At 66.0% G+C, this 15498-nt stretch carries 15 protein-coding genes and 2 pseudogenes; 11 read left to right on the forward strand and 6 right to left on the reverse strand.

Translation table 11 applies throughout. From position 1 onward, the window contains the following. Positions 1–10: 10 nt before the first annotated feature. The 10 genes and pseudogenes from RGI145_RS22950 to RGI145_RS22995 all read left to right on the forward strand — a co-directional run. Positions 11–646 carry a hypothetical protein gene (locus tag RGI145_RS22950; protein ID WP_075800867.1) on the forward strand — a complete coding sequence of 212 codons (636 nt, stop codon included), beginning with the start codon at positions 11–13 and terminating at the stop codon, positions 644–646. Then, positions 639–1475, forward strand: coding sequence for a segregation and condensation protein A (locus RGI145_RS22955; RefSeq protein WP_075800868.1), 837 nt, complete (start codon positions 639–641; stop codon positions 1473–1475). Before RGI145_RS22950 ends, RGI145_RS22955 begins: the two co-directional genes overlap by 8 nt. A 238-nt stretch (positions 1476–1713) precedes the next feature. Beyond that, a complete protein-coding gene (locus RGI145_RS22960; protein WP_156878757.1) occupies positions 1714–1944 on the forward strand; it encodes a hypothetical protein in 231 nt (76 codons plus the stop codon). A gap of 785 nt (positions 1945–2729) precedes the next feature. After that, positions 2730–3683, forward strand: a complete 954-nt coding sequence (locus RGI145_RS22965; protein WP_167668421.1) for a Mu transposase C-terminal domain-containing protein — start codon at positions 2730–2732, stop codon at positions 3681–3683. Beyond that, on the forward strand, positions 3680–4585 hold the full coding sequence (locus tag RGI145_RS22970) for a TniB family NTP-binding protein (protein WP_075800870.1): 906 nt from the start codon (positions 3680–3682) through the stop codon (positions 4583–4585). Before RGI145_RS22965 ends, RGI145_RS22970 begins: the two co-directional genes overlap by 4 nt. Then, on the forward strand, positions 4582–5622 hold the full coding sequence (locus RGI145_RS22975; RefSeq protein WP_075800871.1) for a TniQ family protein: 1041 nt from the start codon (positions 4582–4584) through the stop codon (positions 5620–5622). The genes RGI145_RS22970 and RGI145_RS22975 overlap by 4 nt, the downstream gene beginning before the upstream one ends. A gap of 207 nt (positions 5623–5829) precedes the next feature. Further along, positions 5830–6696: a segregation and condensation protein A gene (locus tag RGI145_RS22980; RefSeq protein ID WP_156878758.1), complete on the forward strand. Its 867-nt coding sequence runs from the start codon at positions 5830–5832 to the stop codon at positions 6694–6696. A 71-nt stretch (positions 6697–6767) separates the two neighbouring features. After that, complete coding sequence (locus RGI145_RS22985; RefSeq protein WP_075800873.1) at positions 6768–7055, forward strand: type II toxin-antitoxin system ParD family antitoxin; 288 nt, start codon at positions 6768–6770, stop codon at positions 7053–7055. Positions 7056–7063: 8 nt separating this feature from the next. Further along, positions 7064–7420, forward strand: coding sequence for a type II toxin-antitoxin system RelE/ParE family toxin (locus RGI145_RS22990; RefSeq protein WP_075800874.1), 357 nt, complete (start codon positions 7064–7066; stop codon positions 7418–7420). Positions 7421–7571: 151 nt separating this feature from the next. Further along, positions 7572–7859: pseudogene (locus RGI145_RS22995) on the forward strand (transposase); the annotation flags it as partial. 51 nt (positions 7860–7910) lie between these two features. Here RGI145_RS22995 and RGI145_RS23000 read toward each other — a convergent pair. Beyond that, on the reverse strand, positions 7911–9464 hold the full coding sequence (locus RGI145_RS23000) for an ISL3 family transposase (RefSeq protein ID WP_075800875.1): 1554 nt from the start codon (positions 9462–9464) through the stop codon (positions 7911–7913). Positions 9465–9563: 99 nt separating this feature from the next. After that, positions 9564–10019, reverse strand: coding sequence for a transposase (locus RGI145_RS23005; protein ID WP_075800876.1), 456 nt, complete (start codon positions 10017–10019; stop codon positions 9564–9566). 91 nt (positions 10020–10110) lie between these two features. On the opposite strand from RGI145_RS23005, the pseudogene RGI145_RS23010 reads away from it, so the two are divergent. Next, positions 10111–10314 (forward strand): annotated as a pseudogene (locus RGI145_RS23010) (transposase); the annotation flags it as partial. A 2-nt stretch (positions 10315–10316) separates the two neighbouring features. On the opposite strand, the gene RGI145_RS23015 reads toward RGI145_RS23010, so the two are convergent. The 4 genes from RGI145_RS23015 to RGI145_RS23030 form a co-directional block, all read right to left on the reverse strand. After that, positions 10317–12248: a glycosyltransferase gene (locus tag RGI145_RS23015; RefSeq protein WP_075800877.1), complete on the reverse strand. Its 1932-nt coding sequence runs from the start codon at positions 12246–12248 to the stop codon at positions 10317–10319. A gap of 101 nt (positions 12249–12349) precedes the next feature. Next, complete coding sequence (locus tag RGI145_RS23020; RefSeq protein WP_075800878.1) at positions 12350–13333, reverse strand: NAD-dependent epimerase/dehydratase family protein; 984 nt, start codon at positions 13331–13333, stop codon at positions 12350–12352. Positions 13334–13335: 2 nt separating this feature from the next. Beyond that, positions 13336–14601 (reverse strand): glycosyltransferase family 4 protein, encoded by a 1266-nt coding sequence (locus RGI145_RS23025; protein ID WP_075800879.1) that lies wholly within the window; start codon positions 14599–14601, stop codon positions 13336–13338. Continuing rightward, positions 14601–15491: a glycosyltransferase family 2 protein gene (locus RGI145_RS23030; RefSeq protein ID WP_075800880.1), complete on the reverse strand. Its 891-nt coding sequence runs from the start codon at positions 15489–15491 to the stop codon at positions 14601–14603. Before RGI145_RS23030 ends, RGI145_RS23025 begins: the two co-directional genes overlap by 1 nt. Between the last annotated feature and the right edge of the window lie 7 nt (positions 15492–15498).

Below are 15498 nucleotides of genomic sequence, written 5' to 3' on the forward strand. Positions count from 1 at the left end.
GGGTCTGGCCGTGCCGTCCGCCTCCGTGCCGGATGCCATTGCTGCCCCGGCCGGGGACGAGGCCCCGCTGGCGCCGGCGCACACCGACTGGCTGCGCAACAGGCTGCGGATCAGCGGTCCGGCGGCGCGGATGGCGGATTTCCGGGCGGCGGCGGCGGGACCCGGGGTGATCCCCTGGCAGCACGACCTGGAGCGGCTGCGCGAGGACTGGTTCCTGCAGCTGGCGGGGCCACCGGACGGGGAGCGGGCGATCAGCCTGGCCGGGGCGCGGATCCTGTCGCAGCGGCTGTGCGATGCGGTGGCGGTGCTGCAGCAGCGGGTGGTGGCGCGGAGGACCGGCGAGCGCAGCTGTCCCTTCGACCTGCAGCGGCTGCTGCCGGTGCCGGAGCGGCTGCTGGCGCTGGGTCCCGACGACCCGCAGGCCCGGGCCTGGCTCTGGGCGCACTGGGGCACGACCCGGGCGCTGCGGCACGTGCGGGAGGTGCCGGCCGGGCGCGACGGGCGGCAGCGGCGGATGGACGCGCTGGCGGTGGAGTTCTGGTCGGCGGACTGGTCGCCCTGGCAGGCGCTGCGGCGGCTGCGCCGGGTTTGGCCGGAGCTGACGCTGGAGCTGCGGCCGGATTATGCGGCGCCGGAGGATGGCTGAGGTAGCGGTGGCCTGGGAGTATCCGGCGGGGCAGGGCAGGGAGGCCGCGCCCCATCCCGGTGGCCCGCCGGTGCTCAGCCTGGAGGGCTTCGAGGGACCGCTCGACTTCCTCCTGGAGATGGTGCGCCAGCAGAAGCTGCGACTGGGGCAGCTGTCGATCGTGCCCCTCGCCGAGCAGTTCGTGGCCGCACTGGAGGCAAGCCGCGGCCAGGTGCCGCTGGAGCGGCAGGCGGACTGGCTGGTGATGGCGAGCGAGTTGGTGCGGCTGAAGGCACAGGCGCTGCTGCCGCCGGTGCCGGAGGCCGCGGGCGAGACCCAGGGTGAGGCCGGGGAGGAGGCGGCGCGGCAGCTGCGGCGCTGGGAGGAGCAGACGGCGATCCGGGCGGCGGCGGCGTGGCTCGCGGCGCGGCCACAGCGGGGCATCGACGTGCTGGGCCGGGGCAGCGGGGCAGGGCAGGCGGAGAGGGATCTGCCGCCGCGGGCGGCGATGGTGGTGGCCTTCCTGGAGGCGACGCTGCTCATGCTGGAGGGGCAGGGCCAGGGCTCGGCGCCTGGGGACATCGCGCGGGTCTACCGCCCCGTGGCGCCGGATGTCTGGACCCTGCCGGACGCCCTGGCATGGCTGCGCCAGGCGCTGGAGGAGCAGCCAGGCGAGGTGGATCTGCTCGGCGTCGGAGCCGAGCGGACGCCCGCCCCGGCAACGCCGCTGCGGCAGCGATCCGCCGTGGCGAACACCTTCCTGGCCGGGCTGGAACTCGCCCGGCAACGCGTGGTGAGCCTGCAGCAGGACAGCGCATTCGGGGGCATCCGGGTCCAGGCGGTGCCATAGCGGTGGATGCCGGCAGGTGGCCGAAGCGTTGCTGTGCACCCGAAAGAGGGGTGACATCGCCCGCCGGACGTCCCACCTCGGACAGGGCGGAGTGCGCACCCGATAACCAACCAATCCGGACTTTCAGGAGCGGTCCACCCGTGCACTCCGCAAGAACCATCGACGAAGAGAACACAATGGCCTTCAATCACCATCCAACGTGGAAGCCACGTCATTGCACCTGACACCTGAGCACAAGGTGACGCTGCAGGCCTGTGGCTACCAGGTGCTTGCGGCTACGCCCGAGCAATTGCAGCGCCTGACGCAGCAGCGACGCGTGTTCGCGTCATGCGGCGGCAGTGTCGTGGTGCGGCGCGCGGACGGGTTCCTGGAGACCCACGCAACGCTGGCGGCGATGCTGGAGCAGCATGCGCAGGCGCGGGATCTGGTGATGGATGCCGGTGTCAGGCTTCCGAATATCGTAGAGTGAGAAATTAGTCCAATCAGACACTTACATACACAGATTGTTCTTGCTTGCCGCCGGCTCTTCCTCATTAAGTAGAAATGTTCTGAGACAGGGATGAACAGTGGGTAGGGTTGAACTCCATACCCTTGGTGACGAGGCTTGGCTGCTCGGGGAGGAGCGGCGCCGAGTTCTCATTGAGCTCGCATCTTGCGAGCGGACATCGACGGCTGCGATCCGTGCCGCAGCTCGGCAACTCGGCATCAACCAAGCCTATTGTTACCGCCTGTTGCGGCGCCTCAGGGCGGATCCAACTGTGACGGCACTCCTTCCGCGCCCACGTGGCAGGGCGCGAGGAGCCCGGCTGCTCAGCCCAGATGTTGAGACCATCATCGAGGCGACTATCGACGACTTCTATCTCCAACGGAGTTGCCCTTCGGCGTCGGAGCTGCTGCGCGAAGTGGAACGGCGTTGCGCGGCAAGGTCACTGGGCGCTCCAAGCTACAAGGCTATTTCGCAGCGCCTCGCAGCCCTTGACCCTCGCGAGGTGCTCCGCCGCCGCAAGGGCGCTCGGCACGCACGCCGAAAGCTGGGCCGGATCGTCGGCCATCTCACGGAGGAGCAGCCACTCGGGCTGGTGCAGGTCGACCACACCCTGGCCGACATCATGGTGGTGTCGGCCATCGACCGCCGGCCGCTGGACCGCCCTTGGCTCACCCTGGCCATCGACGTCGCCACTCGCGTGGTCACCGGCTTCCACCTCAGCTTGGAGCGCCCCTCAGCTCTGGGCGTCGCCCTGGCCCTCACATGCCGTGCTGCCCAAGGAGGACCACCTGCGGCAGCACGGGGTGGATCTGCCCTGGCCGGTGTCGGGCCTGCCACAGCGCCTGCACCTGGACAATGCCAAGGAGTTTCGCTCCGGTGCGCTACGCCGAGGGACGGCCCAGTACGGCATCGAAGTACGCTACCGCCCGCCGGCCACGCCGCACTGGGGTGGTCACATCGAGCGGCTGATCGGCACGATGATGGGCGCGCTGCGGATCCTGCCTGGAGCCACTGGACGCAGCGTGGCCGAACGGGACCGCGACCCGGCCGCCGCGGCCGCTATGACCCTCTACGAGTTGGAGACATGGCTGCTTCACCAGATCGTCGGCGTCTACCATCACAGCGTTCATCGTAGTCTGGGTAAGTCGCCGATCAGCGCTTGGAACGACGCCGTGGCCGGCTTGCCAGCGCCGCACCGGCACCCCTCCGACCTTGATCGGTTCCTGCTGGACTTCCTGCCCTTCCGCGAGCGCACGATTCAGCGGAACGGCATCTCGCTGTTCAACATCACCTATTCTGACGGCGTGCTCTCGACCTTTCCTGCTCGGCAGCGGCAGAAGTTCATCGTCCGCTACGATCCGCGCGACATGTCGCGGGTCTACCTGCGCGATGAGGAGGGGCAGTACTGGCCCATTCCCTACAGCGATCGGCGACTGCCGCCGGTGAGCCTGGCGGAACTCCAGGCCGCCTCGCGGCAACTCGCCGCGGCTGGGGAGCGCCATGTCACCCAGCGGCAGGTCTTCGCCTCGATCGAGCAGCAGCGGGAGATCGTCGCCAGGGCCGATGCGCAGAGCAAGCGCCTGCGCCGCGAGCGGGAGCGACTGAACCGAATACCACGGGACCGGACATCAGGGAGCGGTGCGGAACCGCCATCATCGCTGCCACCGGAGGAGCAGGAGGGCCCGGTCCTGCCCTATCCGATTGAGGACTGGTCGCGGTGAGCAACCTCGGGCACCTCGACCCGGCCTGCCGAGCGGTGGCTGAGCTGCCGGACGAGGAGCGCATCCAGTGGATCCGGGCCGAGCGCTGGATCAGCCACCCCGCTGCCGAAACGGCGCTGGCCGCTATGGACGAGCTGCTGACCTACCCGCCGCGCAACCGCATGCCCTGCCTGCTGATCCATGGCCGCACCGGCATGGGCAAGACCATGATCCTGCGCAAGTTCAGCCGCGATCATCCGCGGGTGGTCGATCCGCATCTCGGGCTGGCGCGGATCCCGGTCGTGCTGATGCAGCTGCCGCCTGAGCCCTCCGAGGTGCCGTTCTACGAGGAACTGCTTGGTGCGCTGGGCCTGCCGCTGATCGGCGAGGTCAGCCGCACCCGGGCGCGCCGCATGGCCCGCGACGCGTTGCGCATCGTCGGCGCCCGCATCCTGGTGATCGACGAGATCCATGCCCTGCTGGTGGGCGGCGACCGGCAGCAACGCATCTTCCTCAACGTCATCCGACTGCTCGCCAACGAGTTGGAGATGCCGCTGGTCTGCGCCGGCACACCCGAGGCCCGGCGTGCCCTGCTGACCGACGGTGGCTTGGCCGACCGGTTCGAGGCCGTCGAACTGCCGCGCTGGCGCGATACCATGGCGTTCCGGCGCCTGCTGGCCAGCTACGGGACCTTGTTGCCGCTGCGGCAGTCTTCCGAACTCGATCAAGGCAAGGTCCGTACCGCCATCCTGGCACAGACCGAGGGCATCACCGTGCGCATCGCGCGGTTGCTGGAGCGGCTGGCGGTCGAGGCGATCCGCAATGGCAGCGAGCGCATCACCCTGGGCAGCGTGGACGGCCTGCCGGTGCGGGCGCCACTGCTGTCGATGGAACATCGGCGGCGGGCAGATACCTCGCCATGAAGCCAGGACAGGGGGAGAGGTCGCGCCTCAACCTGCTGGTCGTGCCGCCGCCGCAGGAGGACGAGTTGATCTCCTCCTGGTTGAGCCGGGTGGCCGATTTCCACGGCCAGCCGCTACAGCGGTTGCTGCGCGAGATCGGCGGCGCGCGAGACTTCGTGGCCACGGTTGCGCTGGATGTGGGGCGACCTCGCAACCTCCTCCGGCCGGCCGCCGCTGTCCTTGGGATCGACGTGGCGCAACTCGCGCGGCAGACCCTCCTTGCGACATATCCCTGGGCCGTGCGTCTGCTGGCGGGCGCGCCGGTCCAGAGCCATGATCTGCGCTATGCTGCCTGTGCTCATTGCCAGGAAGAACAGCGGCTCTCTTGCGGCGTGATGTGGCTGCGGCGCGCTTGGGTTCTGGCACCCCGAACGGTCTGCGCCGTTCATCACCTGCCGCTGGAAGAGGTGAACACCGGCGACATCGCTCATCCGGTCTGGGCCCGCTATGCCGGGCGTAACAGGAAGATAAGCTTGTCGACCTATATCGCCGTAAAGCCGTGGCAGGACGTTCGATCGGGAGCGCCGACGTCAGCTCCGACTGACGTCGACCACACGGGCATGACAACACGGCTGCGCCGGGAGATTGCTCTGGTCGAGGAAGCGCTCCTGAACTTGGCAGCGTCGAGGAAGCGAGCACGGGCAGGAAAGGGGCAGGGCAGGGCTGTCATCGTGCGGGATCTGCTCTGGGCATTTACACGGGCTGATCGGCACGCTCCGGATCGCCTCCTCTATGAAGCATGTGCGTCGGAATACCTGGACCGGTACTGCTTCATGTCACGGCGACGTCGGGCGGGTCCGGCCGACTTTGCGCGGCTTTCGCTGGAAAGTCGGCACGCCATGATCGCCACGGCGACGGTGCTCACTGGCGAGCCGATCCTGCGACGGAGATTTCTTCATCCGCCTGGTTGCTTGCGCGACGACATGGCCCTCATCCACCACCATCTGACCGATGCCGACCGGGATGAGTGGCGACAACGGAGGCGAGATCACGACTAAATTCTACGGTTTAAGGACGAAAGCTCGCCGCTCCCGCAGATTCTACGATTTAAAGAAGAACGACACCAGCCCTGAGCTTTGATCTGCGGCCGGACTACGCGGACGGCGAGGCCGATGAGCCCGCGAGCGGACCCTTCCCGCACAAGCAGGGCATTCGGGACAAGAAGGACAACCGGGACAAACCGGCCCGTTCGGCCAGGGCGCGCCGTGGCTGACGCCGGCGCCGAAGCCGCCGTTGAGGATCGGTGGCAGGGAGACGAGATCCCGGGTGGGCAACGTCGGCCGGCCGATATGCCTCACCTCAGTGTGGAGGGCTTTGAGGGACCGCTCGACTTCCTGCTGACGATGGTGCGCCGGCACCAGCTCGACCTCGGCCGGCTGTCGATCATCCCTCTGACCGACCAGCTGGTGGCTGCGCTGGAAGGCGGTGTCGCCCGGCTGGAACGCCGGGCCGACTGGCTGGTGATGGCGAGCGACCTGCTGTGGCTTCGGGCACAGCTGCTCGCCCCCTCCAGTCCGCAGGCCGCCGAAGAGGCCGCGGCGGAAGCGGACCGACGGCTTGGGCAGCTGGATGAGCTCGCCGCGATGAAGGCGGCGGCCGCTTGGCTCTCGGCACGACCGCAACTCGGCTGGGACGTGTTCGCGCGCGGCAATCAGGAGCGGGCGGCGCCAAAACCACAGGCGGAGCTCTACGTCGCGTTTCTGGAGGCGATCCTCGTCATGCTGGAGGGGAGGGAAGGGCAGGGGGCTGAGGCGCCACCAGCCTACAGGCCTGCGATTCCGAACCTCTGGCGCGTCCCGGATGCCCTGGGACACATCCGCGCCGTATTGGAGAGGCACCCTCGGGGCGGCGATCTGGCCCTGTTCCTGCCTCCGCTCTCAGCGGAAGGCGTAGACCGGTCGCTGACGGCTCGCGCCGCCTTAGCCAGTACCTTTGTGGCTGGTTTGGAACTGGCCAGGGATGGGGCAGTGGAAGTCTCGCAGTCGGACAGCTTCAGCGTAGTTCATCTTCACCCAATCGTGGGAACAGCTCCAAGAGAAGTCGGAGCAGTCGCGAACGGCACACTGCGCTAGCGTCACATAGCCGATTGGCATATACTGCCAATCTTGGTGCAACCGGCCTGATCAGGAGCAGAGGCAGCGCTATGCCGACCCGGAATGTCGTTTTGACTCAGCACCATGAGAATGTGATTTCTGATCTTGTTGCTTCGGGCCGCTACCAAAATGCGAGCGAAGTCCTCCGCGAGGGGCTGCGGCTGATTGAAGAACGGGACTCGCGGGACGCAGCTAAACTTAAGATTTTGCAGGAAGCCGCTCGGGCAGGTTTCGTGGACGTCGAGGCGGGCCGCTTCCTTGAGCTCGAAGATGATACGATTGAAGAGCTGATTGCAGATCTCGGGCGAGGGGCGCGGGAGCAGCTCCGTGGTGCGTAGCCGGACGAATGGCTCGACTGCGGCTATCCAATTTGGCCCAAGCGGACATCAGACATGTGCTTTCGTGGACAGCCGAGCGATACGGAACTCGTGCTCGCGCACGATACCAGCAGCTGGTTGCAGCGGGTCTGCGAGACTTATTAGCGGAGCCGCTTCGCCCCGGCAGTATTGCCAGGCCGGAGCTCGGTGATGAGGTACGCAGCTACCATCTGCGACACAGCCGGCACAAATCCGCCGTTGGTAAGCCTCGACACCTCATCCTCTATAGGATCGTCGACCGCTCGATCGTGGAGGTGGGGCGGGTATTGCACGATGCGATGGAGCTGGACCGTCACCAGACATTCGGTCCGTCGGAGAACCCTTAGGCCCGACGTCCTTCCAACAACCAAGATTGGTGACGGTTCGCGACAATGCTGCTGATCCATCTCTCAGAACCCGCTTCATAACGGCTGAGGCTGGGTGAGCGGCGGGGGTTCTGCGCGTTCGGAGGGTGTCTGACGTCCTTCGAGGTGGCCCATGTGGACCCCTGCCGCCCGCGCGCAGCTTGCGCGCGGCTCCCAGCCTTATGCAACGTGCCTGACCGATGCCGAGTGGGCCCTGGTCGAGCCCTTCTTGCCAAGCCCTGCAAAGACCGGACGACCCCGGTCCTGGCCGATGCGGCGGGTGGTCGATGCGATCCTCTACGTGCTCCGTACCGGCTGCGCCTGGGCGCATCTGCCCCGCGACTTCCCGCCGCCCGGGACCGTGCACCGTTGGTTCCTGCGCCTCTCGCGCCGGGGCACCTTCGAGCGACTGGCGCACGCCCTCATTGTCAATCGGCACTGAATCAGGGCTCTGACGCAATTTCGATGGCGGTCATCGGCCTGCTGCTATGACGCGGGCCTGGAGCAGGTCGAGATTCCCTCTGCCATACATCTGGCGTTTGACCACCTTCAGCTTGTTGATCTGCCCCTCGGCTTGGGCGTTGGACCAAGCGGAGGAAATTGCGGCTCGGACGGCGACATGATCCCGGGCGAGCCCGCGCGCGAACGGGGCCAGGAGGCTGGCTGCCGCCCTGTCGAGCCAGCCATCCAACGCGGCCTCATGTTTTCGGCGGATCAAGGCGTGAAAGGCTTCGACGATCTCCCGCGCCTGGACCAGGGTAGGCACCGCGGCTTCGATAGCAGCCACCGTCACAGTCTGCGTCTTGGACAGGCTGTCACGCGCCATGGTCATCAGGCGTGCCACGGTGCGGGCCGACGGAACACGGCTCAGCCCCTCGACGTTGACCTGCTCTGACCGGCGGCGACGCGTCGCCCACTCTGCGACCACCCGCAGCGAGCCGTGGAAGCCGAGATCGCGAAGCTCGCGCCACAGCGCGGCGCCGTTGCGGGCTCCAGCCGCCCAGCGCGCGTCCAGCCAGGGGAGGTGTGCCTCGAGCGAGCTTTCCCGCGTGCGGAACACATCCGCGCGCTGGCCGCGCAGGATGCGCCGCACCGTTCCGCGGCTATGACCGGTGCACCGGACGATCTCCTTGATCGCCTTGCCCGCCTTGTGCAGCGCCAAGACCGCGGCGTTGGCGTCCTCACGTCGGAGATAACCCTCGTACTGGAGCTTCTCCGCCGCGGTCAGCAGCCGGGGGTCGACCGTGGTGGCGCCGATAGCCGCGCGCACCTGGCGCATGCAGGCTCGGGTCGCGGCCAGAAAAGCCTGGCTGGCGTTCTCCATCAGGTGCCAACGATCGGCTACCTGCATCGCATCAGGTAGCGCCCGTGCCGCGGCCAGGGCGTAGGCGCCACCGCGGTCGCGGGTCACGATCTCGATCTGCGGCTGGCCGGACAACCAGGCCTGCGCCGTTGCGGGCTCGCGGTCGGGCAAGAGGGCGATAGTGCGTCGTCGCTCCAGGTCGCAGATCAGCGTGCCGTAACGGTGGTTGCGCTTCCACGCCCAATCATCGATCCCGACCGCCTGCGGTGGCGTGAACGCTGGGCTTCCACGGCGCCGGACGACCCGCAGCAAGGTGTCGTTGCTGACCGGTAATCGCAGCCTCTGGGCGAAGCTCGCGGCCGGACGGCCGCCAAGCGCCAGGCCGAGGTGGTGGACGATCTCGTCCAGCCGGGCCGTGCGCCGAGCCCATGGCGTCGCAGCCACGAACCGTTCGGAGAAGATGCGGCGGGGGCACAGGGCACGGTCGCAGCGGAACCGCCGGACGAGGAGCTTCAATTCCACAGGACGCCCGCTCAACGGGAGATCGGCCAAGTTCCGAGTGTAGCGGCTGTGCACTCGATGGCTGACGCCACCACAGCCGGGACAGATCCCTGCTACCGTTGATGGTCGCACCGTCATCACCACCGCTGTGCCGGTCTCGTCCACGCTCTCCAGGACGAATCCTGGCGGGATTAAAGCTGCTGGACTGAGGTTCCTCGCCATCCTGCTGATCCCTGACTGACCAGGGAACCCAGCACGTCAACTTCAGCAAAATTGAGTCAGAACCCCGTTTGGACGCCGATCACCCCTCCAACAGGGTTCCTATTCCATGCCGATCCACACCACTCGCGTCATCGCTAACGTCGACCATAATGTCGGCTCGAAGCTCCCCACCTGAAGGCAAGGCAGCACAGCATCGGCACGCTCGGGAAGAAGGGCACCCAGGCAGCGCTTACGGCGCGTGCCGTCCGGCAACACGATCTCGACGGAGCGCTCACCCTCCAGGGCATCGCCCGGGCAGGATGCTCCTCCAACCCGTTCCATGGCCTCGGCTCCAGGAAGGGCTGATACGACGTGGACAGGCACAAAACTCGGCGTCTCGACCACCAGCCGTCCCCGCCGCTGGGCGTCACGCCACTGCCAGATCAGGCCACGGCTGACGTCATGCCGTCGCGCGACAACAGCAAGCCGGGCACCGGCATCAATCTCGGCCAGGATCCGGAGCTTGTCCTCCGTCCGCCAGCGCCGACGCCGCTCCACCCCATTGATGATCTCCATCCCACCCGCCCGCCCTTACCGACACCCTTAAGAACATCCGTAAGATCAGAGATCACCCAAGGCTGAGAAGGCGTGACTCACCGGATGGGTACCTTGCATTCCATCAAGCCGTAGCCGCAAGCTGCCAATCCCCTACGACAGGGCGCTCTACCGGCAGCGCCATCGCATCGAGAACATGTTCGGCAGGCTCAAGGACTGGCGCCGCATCGCCATGCGCTACGACCGATGTGCACACACCTTCATGTCAGCCATCTGTCTCGCAGCAATCATACTCTTCTGGATTAACGAGTCCTGAGCCTAGGCCACATCCCTGACAACGCGCGGCGGAAACGCCAATTGCCATTCGCCGCCAGGAACCAGCCCCAGGTTAGGGCTATGGAAGGGGTCCGCAGCACAGACATCTGCCCATCTCTCGCGCATGCGTCGAACCTCCTGGTCCTGAAAGGAGCTGCGCTCCCCCGCGTAGTGCGAGCCATAGGTCTGCAGCTCGTGGTGATAAAGTTCGGCCTGCGGCGCGTAGATGACAGAATGCCCTGCTTCACCCACCCTCAATGCGAAGTCCACGTCGTTGAAGGCACTGGGATAGCCCTCGTCCAGTCCGCCCACCTGCTCGAAGGCGCTCCGCCGCACCAACATGCAGGCGGCAGTCACGACCGACAATTCCTGTGCCAGGATAGCGCGGGACATGTAACCGGCATCTGTCCCCGACAGGAAGCGATGAGCATGGTCGCACAGGCCAGCAAGTCCCATGATGACGCCGCCATGTTGTACTCTTCCATCCGGATACAGCAGCCTAGCACCTACGATGCCGACCTGAGGATCTTCCATGAAAGCCGTCATCCAGCGCAACCAGTCACGCTTGATAGGAGATACGTCGTCGTTAAGCAGGAGGATGTAGTCTCCCTCCGTCCGCGCCGCGACATGGTTGTTTGCCGTGGAGAAGTTGAACCGGGATGCCCTCAACTCCGATACGGTCACATTGGGATGGCGGGTGAGCCGGTCGCACGCATTGCGCTGCGCATCATCGAGCGGTCCAGCCTGCATAACGATGACATTCAGGTCAAATCTGGAATAATCCGTGCCATCCAGAATTGCCTGGATGCAGGTCAGCGAATGCGGCTGCCGTAGCGTCGAGGGCACGATGACGGTGATCCGCGGCTCCAGCTGCCGCTTCTCTCGAATATTGAAAGTCAGCGGCCAGGTGGCGATGGGGGCAATTGCGGGGCCGCCATGTTGCAGGTGGTCTTCGACGATTGAGGCGAGCACGTCGGGTGGTGCCGCTTCTGCGTCGAAGCGGCGATGAGAGAGCAGGTAGGGAATGCGCACGCTGAACGGCTGCGGGTTCCGCCGGTATCTTGCAAGCCAGAGCGACATCCGCAGCGCCTCCGCCCAGCCGGCGCCGGCAGGCACGTGGTCGAGCAAGGTGGCTCGCCGTGCCAGCCACAGGCCCCGCGTTAAAGTGCCTGGAAGCATCGCCACATGGCTGGGCGTCGGCTTGAACTTGGGCGAATGGCGCGTTCCGTCGGCGGCGATCTCATCCTCATCCGCGATAATGATATCCGGGTGGCCGAGCTGCGCGATCTGCTCCGCCGCGGCCAAGCTGGCGTGAGGGGGCAGAACTTCGCCGGCTTGCAGAATGCCGATGTAATCGGCATCGAGCGCCGCAATGGACTCTGCGAGCGATGCGCCGTCTGCCTCGTCGAAAACGGCAAAAGGCACCTTGCCCCATTGCGCTTCCAGGCTGCCAAGAGTCGCTGAAAGGGCTTCGGAGGAGGGTTCGCGTGCAAAGACCAGAACAGCGATAGAAGGTCTGTCCGGCAGGGCAGCGAAATCGTCACGCACCCAACTGTCGAAGACGGCGATCCATGTTGCGTAGTCCTGGGGCGGGGCATAGAAGTCCTGGCTCTCAGCGCCCAGGAACTTTCGCAGGCTGTGCAGAAACAATCCGGGACGAAGCGGGCTGTTTCGCAGTAACGCCATTAGCGCCTGAGGTGGCGTGCGCAGCAGCAGGCGCAGTGATGCAGGACCGCGTCCCATGGGATGGAAGACTGGCGGCTCCGCCCGCACGACACCCACGGCGACCCCGATGGCAGAGAGGCGCAGTTGGCTGGCCTCGGCTGGGATGAAGCAAAGCAGCTCGTGCCGGTCGCCCAGGGCGGCCAACGCATTCAGGAACAGATCCTTCGTGACCGGTCGCCCCTGCGCGTCGAAGGCCGTGACGTAGAGCATGGTCTGCCCCTGCAGGCCGGAAGTCCGGAAGCTGACCCTGCTCCATGACCCACGCGCCCGTGGGTCGATCGGGGCTTTCCAGAGAAGCTTCGGCCGGCGGCTCACGGTGCGACCCTCACGCCATGGCCAGCATGGGTGATGGCCGGAGGCTCGACGCTCCGGAGCCACTCCGCCGTCTCGGCAAGGCCTTGCATCCAGTCGCGGCGCACCGTCCAGCCGAGTTCCCGCCGGATCAGCGCCGTATCAAGAACATTGGCAGGCACATCCACGACGCGGCCAGCCTTGTGCAGGATCTCGGCGCCTTGCAGTCCCAGCACTGCATCGATGGAGGACACGACATCCAGCACCGTGCGGCCCTTGCCTGAACCGACATTCATCACCGAATGCGGCCCATCATAGAGGGCAGCCAGCAGCATGGCGTCCACAAGGTCGGCGACATGCAGGAAATCCCGGGTCACACTGCCATCGCCCCAGACCTCCACCGGCTGGCCAGCTAGCCGCCGCGAGATCAGTGTCGCGATCAAACCTTGGCCCCGGCCTGGTGCCTGGTAGGGGCCATAAGGATTCGAGGCTCGCAGCACGACGGCACGGATGCCATGGCGATGCGCCATCAGTCCGAGATGCTTTTCCACCAGCAGCTTGTGAATGCCATAGACCGAGATGGGATCGGTCGGATGATCCTCAGCGATCGGAACATGGCGCGGCACGCCGTATACAGTGCCCCCGGAGGATATGAAGACAATCCGCTTCACCCCTGCCATCCGGCAATGTTCGAGTAGTTCCAGCGACTGTGCTGCGTTTGTCCGCAGATCTGTTACCGCGTCACGCTCCGCCGCCGCAGGGATGCTGCCACCCAGCAGGTGGAATACCACCTCCACGCCATCCAGCGCATCAGACAAGGCGCCGTGGTTCCCAAAGTCGGCGGAGATCCAGGATAAAGGCGGCAACGCAGCAGGGTAAAGAGGAGGGCGGCCGAAGCCGCGCACCGATGCACCAGCCGCCGCCAGCGCGCGGCACAGGTTCGTGCCAATAAAGCCCCCCGCACCAAGGACGAGACAGGTCTTGCCGGCAAGGGCCGCCAACATATTCACCGCCCGTTCAGCAGAAAGCTGACCATCTCTCCGGCCATGCGCTCAAAGGTAAAGCGGCTTCCAACTTGCTGGCCCTGCGAGGCCAGTCGCGCACGCAGCTCCGGATCCCGTGCCAGCCGGGCAATGGCCTCGGCGAGGTCAGCAGGATCGCCCTTTTCGAAGAGCAGGCCCGAATGTCCGTCCTCCACGATCTCAGGGTTACCGCCAGCGCGGGACGCGATGGTCGGAATGCCGCAGGCCAGCGCGTGAATCAGGGTCAGGGAGAATGGCTCGTACCGGGAGGGGAAGAGATAGATGTCGTGCGCGTCGAACAACGCAGGCAGCTCGGCTTCCGGCACGACCGGTCGCATCTCGATATCGGCACTGCGGCCGCTGCCTGCCACCACCTCGGCCAGGCGTTGCATGTAGGCGGTGTCCTGACCGTCGCCCACCACCGTCAGCGTGACCCGATCGACGCCCAGCGCCCGTGCGTCGAGCAGGGCGAGGGCCTCCACGGTGGTGTCGGCGCCCTTGAGGTCCACCAGTCGCCCCGCGAACAAGAGGCGAAGATGCCCGGCTTCCACTAGGTGCGTGCGATTCGGCGCGGGTGTGACGGAAGGCGGCTGACGCACGCCGTTATGGATAACGCGATGGGAACGGAAGTGAGAGCCGCCAGCAGCATAGAAGTCGCGCATGAAGTGGGAGCCGAAGATGGCCTCCAGCTTCCGCTTGGGCGTCATGCCGGCAAGGCGCTGCAGCCGGCGCTTCATCTGTCCGGCCATGACCCGCCAGGCAGCCGGCATGGGTGGCGGCAGGAAGGGCGCCGTGCCATGCACCACGTCGCGGAAGAAGGCGCTGACGAACGCCGGATTCCGCATCACCAGCAGCCAATTATCCGTCAGCATCAGGACGGAGCGATAAGGGCTGGCCTCCAGCGCCTGAAGCAGGCTGACATCGAGAAAGAAGAGGTTCCAGGCGAAGACGACGTCCGGCCGCACCTCTGCCAGCACGCGCTGTAGCGCCTCTAAGTTGCGCGCGTTGACCGCCGCACGATCCTCGGCCGAGCCAGGGAAGGGCGTATAGATGTCCGGTCCTGTCAGTAGTTCGAGTTCCCGCAGCACGCGTTGCCCGGGGTAATCGGCCACCTTGCCGCCGTAGCCGCTGGTCAGCACCGTCACCTCATGCCCTTGCGCCGCCAGCTCGGAAGCAACCTCGTGGCAAAGGCGCTCGTATCCACCGATCACATTCGGCGGGTAGAGGTTACTGAGAAACAGGACGCGCATCACACCCACTCCAGCATGCGGGCACGGAAGGAAGCATCGGCCAACAGCGGACTGGTATCCAGCCGTCCGCCACCGTTCCGGCGCAGATAGGCCATGCAAGGCCCAACGGCGACGGTCAGGTCGTGCCGCTTCAGCACGGCCTCCGTAGCGGCTGCGGTATCCCAATCAGGTTCAGGCGCGCCAGGGCGATCCCAGAGGAGGGTCAGATAGGCGGCGACACAAAGAGCCCACTCGACACGGACCTTGCGGTGGTCTTCCGAGATGGTGTTGCTGCCATGCAGGCGGTAGCGCAGCATTATATCGTCCGACATCGCGATGCTCTGGCCTAGCGCCAGAAGGCGCAACGCGAAGTCGAGGTCGTGCGCGTAACGCAACGCGGCAAACTCTCCCACCTGTGGCAGGGAAGCGCGGCGTATGAGAAAATTCGATGTCGTCATCAGCACATTCGCGTTCACCAGGGTGGTACCGAAATCCGCACCCGCCTGATGGAATGCCCTGGCCTCCTGGTACCAGTTGTTGTCGATGGCCGCTCCTGAGCCATTCATGAAGGCGATGCCGGAGGCCGCCATTGCCGCATCGGGCCGTGCGTCCAGCAGCAGCACCAGCGTATCCAGCCGGCCAGGCAGCCAAGCGTCGTCCGAGTTCAAGATGGCGACGAACTCGCCACCACAGTCGCGAATTCCGGCGTTGATGGTGGCATGCGCGCCCTGATTGGCCTGCGTGCGAAAGCGAATTCGCGCATCGCGTCGCGCCAGATCCTGCATCACGCGCTCCGAATCGTCGGTGGAGCCGTCGTTGATCACGATGACTTCCCGTACCACATCACCCTGCGCCAGCACGCTCTCGATGGCGGTGCCGATATAAGCGGCATGGTTATAGAGCGGCACCACAACGGAA

It is taken from the genome of Roseomonas gilardii, from assembly GCF_001941945.1.
Classification (GTDB): domain Bacteria; phylum Pseudomonadota; class Alphaproteobacteria; order Acetobacterales; family Acetobacteraceae; genus Roseomonas.

Bases quoted from the DNA above. Each gene is read 5' to 3' on its own strand.
- RGI145_RS23015 (WP_075800877.1), bottom strand. From the start codon at position 12,248: ATGCTCTACGTCACGGCCTTCGACGCGCAGGGGCGACCGGTCACGAAG.
- RGI145_RS22975 (WP_075800871.1), top strand. From the start codon at position 4,582: ATGAAGCCAGGACAGGGGGAGAGGTCGCGCCTCAACCTGCTGGTCGTG.
- RGI145_RS23020 (WP_075800878.1), bottom strand. From the start codon at position 13,333: ATGTTGGCGGCCCTTGCCGGCAAGACCTGTCTCGTCCTTGGTGCGGGG.
- RGI145_RS22985 (WP_075800873.1), top strand. From the start codon at position 6,768: ATGCCGACCCGGAATGTCGTTTTGACTCAGCACCATGAGAATGTGATT.
- RGI145_RS22990 (WP_075800874.1), top strand. From the start codon at position 7,064: ATGGCTCGACTGCGGCTATCCAATTTGGCCCAAGCGGACATCAGACAT.
- RGI145_RS23025 (WP_075800879.1), bottom strand. From the start codon at position 14,601: ATGCGCGTCCTGTTTCTCAGTAACCTCTACCCGCCGAATGTGATCGGT.
- RGI145_RS23000 (WP_075800875.1), bottom strand. From the start codon at position 9,464: ATGGCGAGGAACCTCAGTCCAGCAGCTTTAATCCCGCCAGGATTCGTC.
- RGI145_RS22955 (WP_075800868.1), top strand. From the start codon at position 639: ATGGCTGAGGTAGCGGTGGCCTGGGAGTATCCGGCGGGGCAGGGCAGG.
- RGI145_RS23005 (WP_075800876.1), bottom strand. From the start codon at position 10,019: ATGGAGATCATCAATGGGGTGGAGCGGCGTCGGCGCTGGCGGACGGAG.